Below are 13,173 nucleotides of genomic sequence, written 5' to 3'. Positions count from 1 at the left end.
AGCTACGCTATCACTTCGACATAGAGATTGAGATGTCAGAACTTGTTGACCTGTAGCACTATTTTGCGCACTCACAAATAACATGGACAAAATAGTGCTATCCCCTAATAAAAACCTCACAGGAACCTACGTTGGATGGATTAAAAAGAGTGAAGTAAAGCCAATATGATTACGTAAATGCTCAAGAGGCCATCACCCCATAAAAAAACACCCCAGCCAAGCCGACCGGGGTGTTTTTGCTATCTCATTCGCACTCTAACGGTGATGCTAAAACGCTTATCACCAAGCTTTTGCTAATTCCTCTATCCATTCGAGCATTTGCGGCCAAGAACCGTAACCATTGTCGGCATTAATGTGGCCTGCTTGATTAAGCACGTGTACCGCTTTGCTGCCCCAGCATTCAGCAAAATAGTGGGCGCGTTCCACGCTAACATGGATATCGTTATCGCTGCACACCACAACCGTTGGAAATGGCAATTTGGCCAGCATTAATGGTCGCTGTACTTTAATCTCTTCCATGGCATAGTCATCATCCACATCAGCAGGAGCCACCAAAATGGCGCCAAGCACACGCGAGTCTGCATAACGTTGTGCCCACTGAGTAACGGCAACCGAACCACAGCTGTGACCAACCAAAATAATTGGCCCTTCAACACTTTCAACGGTGCGCTGCACGCCGTCTATCCACTCATCACGCTGTGGTGATAACCAATTGATTTGCTCTACTTTAACGCTATTTGGCAAGGTTTCATTTAACCATGTTTGCCAATGATCGGGGCTCGAATCGCCATATCCAGGCGAAATAATCACTGTAACTGACATAATTTTTCTTCTAATTGGTGAATATACCCATCCATATTTGGACGGGTCATTGGTATTTCAATGGGTTATCGAGAAGTCGCTACAAGATCGAGGCTTAACCCAGATGCAGTACCGATAATGAGCCCTAAGGCCATGTTCCCCATCGCCCATCCAATTAATGTCCCGATTGCAAGACCGTAAGCATAATACTTACCATTCCCTGTTTTTTGTCTCATGATGAATCCCTGTATGCATCTGACACCACAATTATGGCATTATATTCTGTTGTTATTATTAGTGACTAAAATGATAAAAATAATTAATAAAACAAGTAAGTAAGAATTATTAGTACCGATATCTTTAGATTAACCTTACCGTTTCGCTTTGCAACCGACATTGTTGTCGAAGGTCATAAAGTTTGAAAGTTTTCTTTTACTGTAGAGCGTGGCTATTCAAAGAATAGTGTGACAACAAAGGTCGCTAAATCACTATTGGACATAAAAGTGTCAGATTTACCTCGAACATCTGGCACGAACTGCTTCCTCATCGTTCTAATACACCATGTATATTTTTAACTCGTAGTAATGATATATACATGGCGTAAATTCAAAGACCAGTCACTAATCTTACATCGATTTTGCCGCTAGATTATCGTCAACTAGTGAAATGGAGTTTTCCTGATATGCTTTGAGTCTTTCATTAAAATACATGATTTCCCCGGTTTTCAGATCCTTCATATAAGGGTTGAGAGAAATACGTCCAGATTCATAGGCTTTCAATAACTGATTTTCGCTTAAGTGTTCGTAGACGTTAGAAACATGCAGTTCAACGGGCGCCACATAAAGATAAGTGTATGGATTATCTGATTTAAGGTACTCAATTGGAAAGTTATCTGGCAACCATGTTGATGAATACATTAAATCGCCTTGTGGCAGCAATTTAATATCATCGTTACCTACTAAAACATCTCCACTTTTCAATACCGCAGTGGCACAAACTTCATCGTAATAACCGCCTGAAGCTGAAAAACTCACTTTGTCGAAATCCGTTGGCTTTTTATCAGAGCAGTATGGGATACCTGTTGGAACTAGGTAGTGAGGGCTAAGCTGACTAAAACTGGATGCTGTGATTGGATGGTCGTAAGAAACTGGTGTTCCGTTTGCCTTATAAGCGGCTTTAATTAGTGCTACTTTCTTTTCATGCAAGCGGTTGGCATCACCTTCGAGATCACCACTAAATGGAATTGCGATGATCAGTTGGTTCGCCCTCCAACTGGGAACGTAGTCCAGAGCTAACATATCTTTTACCAGTAAGCCTCCACCAACCATTTTTGAGGCTGAATTACCGAAAGACATCAATTTAGAATTAAATAGGGTTCTAAATAAACTGTTGTCAGTGGTTTTGATATATGGGTTGTATTGTTCAAAACTTGCTTCTTTTGGCACGCTAATAGCCGCATTAGCAGCAAAAAACAGTTTAGATTGCTCACTAAAGTGAACATCAGTCGAATCATAATGAGGTGTTTCTTTTGTAGTGTGTTTAATTGCAGAACAACCTGCAATGACACTAGTGGTAAAAGCAATACCTGCGATTTTAGTAAAGAAAGACGTTTTCATATTAAAAACCAATAAGTTAATGTAATTACTTAAATCATAAACAATATTGATGTTTGTATCCATTTCTCAATCAAAGATTCAGCCTTATATAGAAATACTTGCTATTGAACTTTGTGATGTGTCTTATAAGGGATATTTTACGGATGAGAGCAAGGATCCCTTAGGGTATCTACCATGCGAACTTGGATGACTTTTGGTAGGGCAATACGCTCAGAAGAAGTATTTACTTTAAATGATAATGGGGCACAAATGAGTTATCAGATATCCATCAATTACATTTAAACAAAGGCAGGTCACACCACCTAGTTTTGTACTTTGGAGGCTGGCGCATGCCGCCTTGCCCGTTTTGATGTTGCTTTCTGGGCTGCGAAACGAAGTTTTGCGTGTTTTAGCCCAGTAAGCGTTTAGAGCAAGAAGTGGCGTGTGATGACCGAAGCGCTTAGCAAAGCAGCATTATTTGCGTAGTCACGGCAACCGGCTTAATCCCGACTCTCACCACAAGGTTAACTCACTATGTTTACGTTTTTTGTAAACATAGTGCGCGGTATCAAGCTGTCGCGAAGCGAGAGCGTCACGGACAATATCGTAATTTGAACCTATTCATTATATGCAAAATCGACTAATGAATTATTCAATACTAATAGGTAAATAAAGTTGTATCGAACTCTCTTTTAGAATGCAAGTAGTTAGAAATTCCTTTTATTTTAAATGGTATTTTTTCGCCATCAATTTCAACATAAAACTCATCAATTTTATGGAGAATTTTATTACTTAAACCAACTAAAGCAAATGTATTATCTTTATCAGTTGATGGGGTATAAACTTCTGCAGAAGTTATACCAAAAGTTTCACATTTCTTTTTCAGTTCTACACTTTCACCACCAAACTTAGCAGAAGCAACACCAGAATAACCTTCTAATTCACATATATTTTCCTCAAGATTTACAACAGCAAAACGAATACGATATTGATCGGTTCGTGCTTTTTTTTCACCATAAAGAATAGCCATATATTTATCATTAGCAGCTACTGCAGGAACAGCCCTACCACCGTAAGTTAATCTGGAAGGTTTGACCCAAAAAGAACCTAATTCTTCTGGATTGTTAAATTCATACCTCCTACCTTTTAAATAATAACTAGAAACCCAACCATCTCCATTAAATTTTAATTGTCTTCCACTTTCTGTTTTTTTATTAATTCCTTTTTCAGGGTCTAGGAAATAAGATGATCTCTTAAGTAACGAACCATCATTATTGAAATATTCAGTAAGACGATATAAACCTTTTTCAATAGTGTGTGAATACAAATTCCCATTACTATTTAATCTTTTTTTTTCTACTGGTTTTTTAACAAAAAACTTTGATGAACTTGCCTCATTGTGGGTTGAACAACCACTAATAACAACTAATGAAAGAATAACAGGAATTTTTTTAACATACGAATTGAACCACTCTGACTCATCTAAAAAATATTTTTTAATAAAATTTCGCTAAATTCAACACCCGATACACCGTAGTCCGACTACACCCTAACTCTTTACTGATCGCATGCTTGTTCATTCCACTCTCGTGAAGCTCCTGTATGCGTTCATGAAGGGTCTTATTAGGAAATCGTGAGGTGCCTACCTTGGTCTTTATCGGCTACCCTGCCCTCATTACAACGCTGTAGGATTCGTTTTCGTTCCATCTCTGCGAACGCAGAAATGGTAGTATAAACCACTCGGCCAACATCGCTGTTAATGTCCATATCTCCCAGATCATGAAATACCAAACCAGCTCCTTTTTCATTGAGTTGGTCGGCAATCTTTAACACATCAATCGTGTTACGTGCAATACGGTCTACCTTAGTAACGTGGATAACGTCCCCTTCCCTTGCAAACTCCAACATCTTATTCAGTTCAGCTCGGTCTTCGCTGGATTTACCGCGTACCTGTGCTTGGAAAATCTTCTCACAGCCGATTTTCTACAGCTGCTCTAATTGAACAGATAGCGTTTGTTCCTGGGTACTGACTCGCGCATAACCGATTTTCATAGTGAATGCCTGAAAGTGTTCATTAAGATAGGTAAAGACTACTGTATATGTTCAGTTAAAATAGAAAAGACTTATTGAACACTAGATAGGTAAGTTGTGAAGAGTGTCCACAAAGTTACAAGTTACAGAACATGTCTACCTAGCTGAAAATACTCAACTAGACTCATAACCTGGCATTACGAAAAGTAGGTCAATAACTGACTTAAGAAAGTAGTCTGGAATTGAGTTCTGGATGATTTTGGGGCATTTTCGTGCCAGCCAAAACCTTACTGACACGTTGATGGACAATTTCGATTTATGACTTAAATTCAGTAACGCCCCACTCTAATGCGCACAACGCTGGCAGTGAAGCGAACAAATAACTTTAAACCACAATTGCCAGTGTTAACTGCGTCAATTGCAGTGGATTGTTAGAACGTTTATTCGATGAACTTACACATACCAAAACCCAGCTCTTCACCCGTTCTTTTACTGTAACCAAACTGCTCATAAAAGCTTTCTTTGCCATACGCAGCGAGCAAAGCGATCGTGGAACCCTGTTGCGCTTTATTACTTATAAACTTTTCCAATTCATGCATCACCAATGTTCCAACACCTTTGCCTTGGTAATCAGGTGAAATCACGACGTCCTGCAAATAGAAATACATGGCTCCATCACCTACGATTCGCCCAACCCCAATGAGTTTTGAACCAGAAAAAACAGAAGTAATAAATACGGAGTTGGCTAAACTCATTTCCACTATGTCAGCACTAGGATTAGCCCACCCCGCCGATTCACGTAATTTCATAAACTGGTTAACACAAGGCAAGTCATTTACTACTTTATATTCCACGGACTCTCCTTGCACTTCTAACAGTCTCTTTTCAGCAGACATTGCCTTTATAATATCTTCAGAAATACAGACGTCATAGCAACAACATTCTGTTTTATAGGCCTTATTATTCCTTCCACTCATAAATTACAGAACATGTCTGTACTATTATAAATACTCAACTAGGCTCATAATCTGTTATTAGTATATGTAGGTCAAGAACTGACTTAAGAAAGTGATCAGGCATTGAATGCAGGATGATGTCGAGGCGTATATGAGTCAGCTCAGTTCTTGCTGACTCAGTAAAGCAACGTGTTATTCCAGTTATAACCGACATAAACTTTATTAACTAAACAATTTTGTTGTTTGCTTTATCTCTTGGGAAATATTACGAAGACAGCGTCTAGCACTGGCGCTGATTCCCGATAATTGATGAAATCCGTGGATAACACCTAAGTAGCGTTCACAATACGCTTCCACTCCAGCATTGAGTAATTGTCTATAACACTGCTCTCCTTCATCTCTTAAAGGGTCAAATTCCGCGGTAATGATGTAGGTTGGTGGTAATCCTTTAAAATCTGCGCAAACAAGAGGGTTGAGCTCTGAATTCTCACTTATCGAATCGTTTTCCAAGTTAGCCGTGTACATCGAGAAACCCGAAAGCAGCATATTCGCTGTAATAACGTAATCAGTACCATTTTCAATGTAACTGACAGATTTTCCGAAAGGGTCTAGCATTGGATAAATTAAAATTTGCTTTTGAGGAAGCCAGTTATGATTTAGTTTTAAACGTAAACATGTCGTTAACGCTAACTGACCACCAGCGCTATCCCCTACGAATAGGATACAGTCTGTGTTGCCACCATATTTACTACCAAACTCCTTTATTGCAAGCACTGCGTTGTACACATCATCATGCGCTGCTGGATAACAATTTTCAGGCGCTAAACGATATTGAATACAAATGACTATACTGTTCCGATGAACTTGCAATCTGTCGTAATTGCTGTTCGTGAGTTTTAAATCCTCCACTAATAAAACAGCCACCATGAAAATAAATAGTGATGGGTAAGCCTTTTGTGTTATTTGGTTTGTAAACTTTTAAAACGATCCCGTTAAGCTTATCTGTAAACTCTTCAAACATTTTAGGGCTATCACCGGATAAAACTGTGCTAGATAAGTAGCCTGCCCTTCTACTAGTGATATTTAGAGCAGAAGGGCATTGCTTACCCTTAGTTATAAAGTCCTCAACTAACTCTTTAATTCCCGGTTCTAATTCGTTATGCACTTATACCACCAATGGATACTCATTAATTGTAATGATTGTGCGCCAATAGTGTATATATGTACAGTTGAATGTTATTTGTATCAGATCAATAGGAAGGGACATATCTACATTAACTGGCCGCCCTTACAACTTCTAATCCTTGTTAGTTATCATCAGGCAAAATCATCAACTCGTATCTCTTTTCCAAAATGTTGAACCACATTCCGACTAAAATATTGTTTCTGTTCAATAGTGAAGGCCCCTGTAGCTTCAGTAATAACATAAGCGTTATAACCTAAGTCGTGAGCTTGTCGAAGTGTAGACTCAACACAAACATGGGTAGCAAAACCTATTAGTACAACATTAACTACCTCATTATTTCGTAGATAAATATCCAGATTACTCCCTGAGAATGCGCTAGCCCCTACCCTTTCGGTGATCACATGCTCGTGAGCAAGTGGTACAAAATCTGGATGTATTTCTCCTTGAAATCCTAACCACGTTTTCTTTTTGGGAATGACATGACGCATACCATACTCAGCTTTACCAAAAGCAAGATAATGGTCATCCGGTTGTAATGTCACATGAATAATGGAACATCCTTTTTTTCTCGCTAAAGAAAGTATCATTTTTGAATGCTCAATAGCATCTTCAAACTGTTCCTGATCTACAACCACATGATTACGTAAATACCCTTGTTCACTCACCCACTCGTTCTGGTATTCAATCAATATCAATGCAGTTTTTTCCGGAAATAAGTTGAATTCATCCATATCTTCGATCCTTACTCGATGGTTTGAGGGTGAGAGTAAGAGATCGTCGACAGCGATGCCTTATCAAATGTTAAGAATGAGGTTTCAGGCGCGAATAGGTTACCGGACTCATCCCCAAATAACTGGCTATATGATAATCATTAATCCGGTTTATTACCTGTGATTCATTTTCTATAGTGTTTTGGATCAACTGATTTTTGTTCAGAGTAAGAAGTCGGTATTCCCGCTGAACTTTGCTATCTACCAACCATTCAAGGTAAGTTAAATAAAACGGTTGCCAAATATTCATAGCCACTAAATATTGTTTAAACTCAGTAAAAGACATACGCAATATCAATGACGATTCGCAAGTAACAATCCCAAACATACTCGGCTGGTTACGTGCTATCGGAGCAACTGGAAAAACAATATTGTCTTCAAAAAAGAATAATTTATTACTTTCATCTCCTTCAGGCGTTAAATAATAACAACGAACTGCCCCCCGACTAAGAATCAGTACTTCGTCAAATTTATCACCAATATTCAATATGGTTTTATCTTTATCAAACGAACTTGGACGGAAACAGGAAATTAGGTTATCAAGCTGAGCAGAAGACATTCCTAAGTCACTTAACACTGCTCTGTATTCGGGATACCTCATATCTAACCTTTAGATGAGAAACACAACATTGGACCTAAGATAAAATAATACATGATCCAATTTAAAAAAATGTCATGAGCAATAATTCTAACTTTTTCGATAATACCTTGTTAAGCAAATCGTAAACCAGCACAAACATCATTAAAAATTTTCGGGCTTTAGTCGCTAGTTCTATATCTTAGTGTTCTAAGACAATTCTTCTTATCATGTGGACGAATAGAGAAAAGCGCTGGAAAATGTGCTTCATTTCCCAGCGCTTATTTTGGCTTAAATCACTTAGTGAAATCTGATATATCCGCGTAAATTCTCACGCAGGACTGAGTCAGAAAAGAAAGCCTACCCTCTTATCACTATTATTAACCTTCGTTCGGCTCACGTACTAACATCAATCCGGCGCGGAGCCCGGCCTTTACCTTGGGATTAGGAAACAGCACATATTCGGTTTGTTTACCCACTTGGTACCGGGTTTCACCATCTTCAGCCAATACAAATCCAGGCTCATACGGCGTAAAATTTTTCACATCGTCTGCGACATAAAACTGGAATTCGTCACTGAGTTTGGTAATTTGCTGGGCCACTCGATACACCAGAGCGGGATGCTGGCTTTGCAAAGGAGCCTTGCCTTGGAGCATGGTGCGTAGCGCTTGATCAATATGCGTAAAGTCAGCTGTGTTATTGTGCCCAAACGGTTTGGCACTGCCGAGTTCGAGCGTACAACTTTCTACATTGAGCTGATCTTTAGTAAAAAAAGAAAACGTATTCGCAGGAGCATGATTAATCACCAACGCATCCAGAGCAAGCGCATTTAACTGCTCGACAAAAGCATCTGGGTATTCACCACGTTCCACAAATGGCAACAAACCAAAACGCATATGATGTGATCCGCGAATCGCTGTGTGCAAATCAAAATGATAAACCGGCCCTAGCTGATCATTGGCAAAACGAATCACCGCTTTTTCCAGTTCAGCAGCACGCTTTGATTCACGAGCATCTGGGAAACGGCGATGATTTTGACAAAACAAACGGTTCATATCGTAATCAAGATAGCGCTCCCCTTGGTTCATCGCATCAAGGTTCCCCAATAAGACCAATAGAGGCCTAGTCAGACTTAACGCTCCCGACCGTAAATCGGCAACCATGCTATCGAGTAACTCAATCGGAGCCGTTTCATTACCATGTACTCCCGCAGATAAGATAATGCTTGGCAATGAATCATCAACTCCCGCAGGCTCAATCACCATGACACCATGGTTAAGCCAATGAAAGGTTAACCCATGGGCATGAAACACCGTGTTTTTTGGCATTTCACGCTTTAGTGTTAGCGCTAAAAACGATGTTTCCATAACCACCTACCCTAGCTGAAATGGATAAATAGAGCCTAACTGCATAATCTGAGTCAGTTCATCCAACGCAGTGCGACATTCCAATAATAGCTGAGGATCTGCCAAATCTTGCTCAGACAACCGGTCGCGATAATGTGTATTTACCCACGCAACAAGTTGGCGATATTTTTCGTCACTCATTAACGCATGGGGGTTCACCGCATCCAGCTCGTTCTGCTGCAAGGCAACTCGCAATCGTAAACAAGCAGGGCCGCCGCCGTTGCGCATACTTTCACGTAGATCAAACACTTGCACTTCTTTAATAAAAGAAGACGTGGCGATCAACTCTTGCAAATACGCCCACACACCCGGATGCTCACGCGCTTCATTGGGTACCACCAACATCATCGAACCATCCGCTTTAGTCAGCAACTGGCTGTTAAATAGATAGGTTTGCACTGCGTCGCTAATCGATACTTGATCTCGGGGCACTTCGATAGCATGGAATTCGCATTCATACTGCGCCAGTTTACGAGAAATCTCATCAAACGCAGGCGCTTGATGCAAAAACGCATCCTGATGATGGAAAAATACTGGGCCATTACTGACCGCAATAACATCATTGTGGAACACCCCTTGGTCAATCACATCCGGGTTTTGTTGTAAAAATACCGTGTTGTTTTCTGATAACCCATGTAGACGAGCAATGGCTTGACTCGCCTCTAAGCTGTGACGGGCTGGGAATTGACTGGGCTTGGGTGTATCAGAAAAATAGTGTTGACCATAAACAAACAGTTCCACTCCGCTCTGACCATGATTGGCACTAAAACGGTTGTGGTTCGCGGCACCTTCATCGCCAAGCGATTCATGCATCGGCAGAGCTGGATGATGAGCGAAGTAGTGCGCGTCAGTGAATATGGCAGCCAACGCCCGCCCAGTCTGCTCATGTTCAATGCTACGATGCAGTTTGTTATTTAAATTCGCCGGGGTGAAATGCACCTTTCCATCTAACGTATCTGCCGATGGCGAAACCGTTGCGGCATTGGCCACCCACATGGAAGAGGCAGAGCTGGCATTCGCTAATAAGCGCGGCGCTTTGGTCGCCGCCTGCGTAATCACATCCGCATCACTACCGCTAAATCCCATTTGACGTAACGTCGCAATACATGGGCGTTCTTGCGGAGGAAGAATGCCTTGTTTAAAGCCCATATCGGCTAATGCTTTCGCTTTTTCTAACCCTTGCAAAGCCGCAAGTTTAGGGTTGGCGACCACATTTTTATTATTGGTTGAGGCGACATTCCCAAAGGAAAGTCCAGCGTAGTTATGCGTTGGACCGACTAAGCCATCAAAGTTAACTTCGTATGCTGACATATTCGCTCCTACTTATTGCTTGAAAAATCCAGACCCGGAGAAACGGCTTCTGGCATCTCAACGTGATCAGTTTCCAACGATGCCACTGGCCATGCGCAGTAGTCAGCAGCGTAATACGCACTTGGGCGATGATTTCCCGATGCGCCTGGGCCACCAAATGGCGCATTACTTGCTGCACCGGTTAGCGGCTTGTTCCAGTTAATAATGCCCGCACGAACATCAATTAAGAACTGCTCATAAAAAGCTTTATCTTTCGAGACCAAACCCGCAGATAGACCAAAGCGTGTGTTGTTGGCAATATCAATCGCTTCTTCACGCGTGTTGTAACGAATCACAGTGAGCAATGGACCAAAGTACTCTTCATCAACCAAATCGGTCGCATTGGTCACATCAAGAATGGCTGGTGATAACAAGCCCGTTTCTGGTACCAACTGTTCCATTTTAACCAGTGAAATCGCGCCTTTTTTAATCAGCTCATCTTGCGCATTGAGCATATGCTGTGCCGCGGCCACGGATACGACGGGCCCCATAAATGGCTGTTCTTTTTCGGTCCACGCCCCGACTTTAATCTGTTTGGTAACGTCAACTAAACGAGCAATTAATGCATCACCTTGTTCACCATGCGGCACGAGTAGCCGGCGTGAACAGGTGCAACGCTGACCTGCACTGATAAACGCAGATTGAATAATCAGGTTCACGACACCATCAGTATCATCATAAGAATCAATCACTAATGGGTTGTTCCCCCCCATTTCTAACGCCAAAATTTTATCGGGACGAGTGGCAAACTGCTCATGCAGTAAATATCCAACATTCGCACTACCAGTAAACAACAAACCATCAATGCCGGCACTTGCGGCTAAAGCAATGCCCGTATCTTTACCACCTTGTACAAGGTTAATTACGCCGCTTGGCAATCCGGCTTGCTCCCAAAGCTCAATGGTTTTTTGTGCCGTAAAGGGCGTCAGCTCACTGGGTTTGAACACAATGGTATTACCGGCAATCAGCGCAGGTACAATGTGCCCATTGGGTAAATGCCCCGGAAAATTGTAAGGGCCAAACACAGCCATAACACCATGAGGGCGGTGGCGCAGTGAGGCAGTTCCGCCTGCAATGTCAGTCACTTTTTCACCAGTACGCTCGTGATAAGACGTGATTGAAATAGCGACTTTATTCGCCATCGCTTGCGCTTCTGTTAACGCTTCCCACAACGGCTTACCGGTTTCATTGGCAATGGTTTCAGCCAAAGTTTGTTTATTGTCTGCGACCAGCTCAGCAAAGCGTTTGACTATCGCAACACGCTCATCAAATGCTGTGCGCGCCCAAGCTTTAAAGGCGGTACGCGCGTTAGAGACGACTTGTTCAACACACGCTTTCTCTGTTTCATGACCTTGCCACACCAACTCACCATTGGCAGGATTGGTTTTGCTAAAAAGCGCCGTTCCTGTGGTTTGCCATTGACCATTTGTAAAGACATTCGGTTGAGTTTTGATCATGATTTATACCTCTGGCTGTTTTGCAAACAAAGAGGCGACACGCACCTCGTTCCCGGGTTTCACTTTTAGTGCATCACACTGTTCTTGCGTGAGATAAATACACTCATCATCCGGCTGAGACGCAATCAATGTGGTGCGAAATTGTTGATAATCTGTATTGCTTACTAAATAAGGTTGCTCACTTACAATAGGATGCTCAGCTATCGCAACTTTGCGCATTTGGCTTTGTTTAACAATCCGCAAATCTTCAACGTAAGCTTCTAACGTTGGGCCAGCATCAAAGATATCGACATAGTTAGTGTAGCGAAAACCTTCACTTTCCAAAATTTTACGTGCAGGTGCAGTACACGGATGCACCTGACCAATCACCGCTTTGGCCTCTTCTGTTAGAAAATCGACATAGAGTGGATGCTTTGGCATTAATTCAGCGATAAAGGCTTTTTGACCAATCCCGGTCAAATAGTCTGCTTCACTAAAATCGATCGAGAAAAAATGGCGACCCAACGATTCCCAAAATGGTGATTCACCGTTTTCATCACACACACCGCGCATTTCTGCGAACACTTTGTCGCGAAATTCTTCACGGAAGTTAGCGATAAACATCATGCGTGATTTTGAGAGCAATTGACCGTTTTTGCTGTGACGGTAGTCCGCATCGAGGAATAAGGTACACAGTTCACTGTGTCCGGTGTGATCGTTACTTAAAAACAGGGTTGGCATCTGTGTATAAACATTCAGCTCTTTAGACGCATGCACTAACGTGCCAAGACGGAAAGAATACCAAGGTTCATTTAGTCCGACAGCCACTTCAATACCACTCACGCCCACAACTTTTTGCGTTGTCGTATCTTCTAGTACAAATAAATAGCCTTGCTCGGGCAGTGGCGCTTTTTTATCCCAAGTGTTTAATGTACGTTCTAGGCGACTTAATAAACGAGCTTCATCGACAGGAAGCGAGGTAAAGCCAACGCCCGCCTTGCTGGCTAAGTCGAGTAATGCGTCCTTATCATCCCAATTGACTGGGCGAATAATCATCATGATTAA

The 13,173-nt window shown here is 41.6% G+C and carries 11 protein-coding genes and 2 pseudogenes; all 13 read right to left on the bottom strand.

The window, feature by feature from the left end:
- Positions 1 to 279 precede the first annotated feature (279 nt).
- A complete protein-coding gene (locus I1A42_RS07080) occupies positions 280 to 822 on the bottom strand; it encodes an RBBP9/YdeN family alpha/beta hydrolase (RefSeq protein ID WP_196123035.1) in 543 nt (180 codons plus the stop codon).
- A 65-nt stretch (positions 823 to 887) separates the two neighbouring features.
- Positions 888 to 1,037 (bottom strand): hypothetical protein, encoded by a 150-nt coding sequence (locus I1A42_RS07075; protein ID WP_196123034.1) that lies wholly within the window; start codon positions 1,035 to 1,037, stop codon positions 888 to 890.
- A 390-nt stretch (positions 1,038 to 1,427) separates the two neighbouring features.
- Entirely contained in the window at positions 1,428 to 2,417 is a 990-nt protein-coding gene (locus I1A42_RS07070) for a hypothetical protein (RefSeq protein ID WP_196123033.1), read from the bottom strand.
- 637 nt (positions 2,418 to 3,054) lie between these two features.
- Positions 3,055 to 3,723: a hypothetical protein gene (locus tag I1A42_RS07065; protein ID WP_196123032.1), complete on the bottom strand. Its 669-nt coding sequence runs from the start codon at positions 3,721 to 3,723 to the stop codon at positions 3,055 to 3,057.
- A 169-nt stretch (positions 3,724 to 3,892) separates the two neighbouring features.
- Positions 3,893 to 4,448 (bottom strand): annotated as a pseudogene (locus I1A42_RS07060) (recombinase family protein).
- A gap of 419 nt (positions 4,449 to 4,867) precedes the next feature.
- Positions 4,868 to 5,281, bottom strand: coding sequence for a GNAT family N-acetyltransferase (locus I1A42_RS07055; RefSeq protein WP_329604806.1), 414 nt, complete (start codon positions 5,279 to 5,281; stop codon positions 4,868 to 4,870).
- A 324-nt stretch (positions 5,282 to 5,605) separates the two neighbouring features.
- Positions 5,606 to 6,548, bottom strand: a pseudogene (locus I1A42_RS07050) (alpha/beta hydrolase).
- A 152-nt stretch (positions 6,549 to 6,700) separates the two neighbouring features.
- The gene (locus tag I1A42_RS07045; protein WP_196123030.1) at positions 6,701 to 7,300 is read right to left on the bottom strand and encodes a cysteine hydrolase; all 600 of its coding nucleotides are present in this window, start codon (positions 7,298 to 7,300) and stop codon (positions 6,701 to 6,703) included.
- A 70-nt stretch (positions 7,301 to 7,370) separates the two neighbouring features.
- Positions 7,371 to 7,898, bottom strand: a complete 528-nt coding sequence (locus tag I1A42_RS07040) for a Crp/Fnr family transcriptional regulator (protein ID WP_196123029.1) — start codon at positions 7,896 to 7,898, stop codon at positions 7,371 to 7,373.
- A 398-nt stretch (positions 7,899 to 8,296) separates the two neighbouring features.
- Positions 8,297 to 9,283 carry a succinylglutamate desuccinylase gene (astE, locus tag I1A42_RS07035; RefSeq protein ID WP_196123028.1) on the bottom strand — a complete coding sequence of 329 codons (987 nt, stop codon included), beginning with the start codon at positions 9,281 to 9,283 and terminating at the stop codon, positions 8,297 to 8,299.
- A 6-nt stretch (positions 9,284 to 9,289) separates the two neighbouring features.
- Positions 9,290 to 10,633, bottom strand: coding sequence for an N-succinylarginine dihydrolase (gene astB, locus I1A42_RS07030; protein WP_196123027.1), 1,344 nt, complete (start codon positions 10,631 to 10,633; stop codon positions 9,290 to 9,292).
- Positions 10,634 to 10,641: 8 nt separating this feature from the next.
- On the bottom strand, positions 10,642 to 12,129 hold the full coding sequence (gene astD / locus I1A42_RS07025) for a succinylglutamate-semialdehyde dehydrogenase (protein ID WP_196123026.1): 1,488 nt from the start codon (positions 12,127 to 12,129) through the stop codon (positions 10,642 to 10,644).
- A 3-nt stretch (positions 12,130 to 12,132) separates the two neighbouring features.
- Complete coding sequence (astA, locus tag I1A42_RS07020) at positions 12,133 to 13,167, bottom strand: arginine N-succinyltransferase (protein WP_196123025.1); 1,035 nt, start codon at positions 13,165 to 13,167, stop codon at positions 12,133 to 12,135.
- Positions 13,168 to 13,173 lie beyond the last annotated feature (6 nt).

The organism is Vibrio nitrifigilis (assembly GCF_015686695.1).
Taxonomy (GTDB): domain Bacteria; phylum Pseudomonadota; class Gammaproteobacteria; order Enterobacterales; family Vibrionaceae; genus Vibrio; species Vibrio nitrifigilis.
Note: the sequence above shows the minus strand (reverse complement) of the source record. Positions and strands in the feature narration are given on the sequence as shown.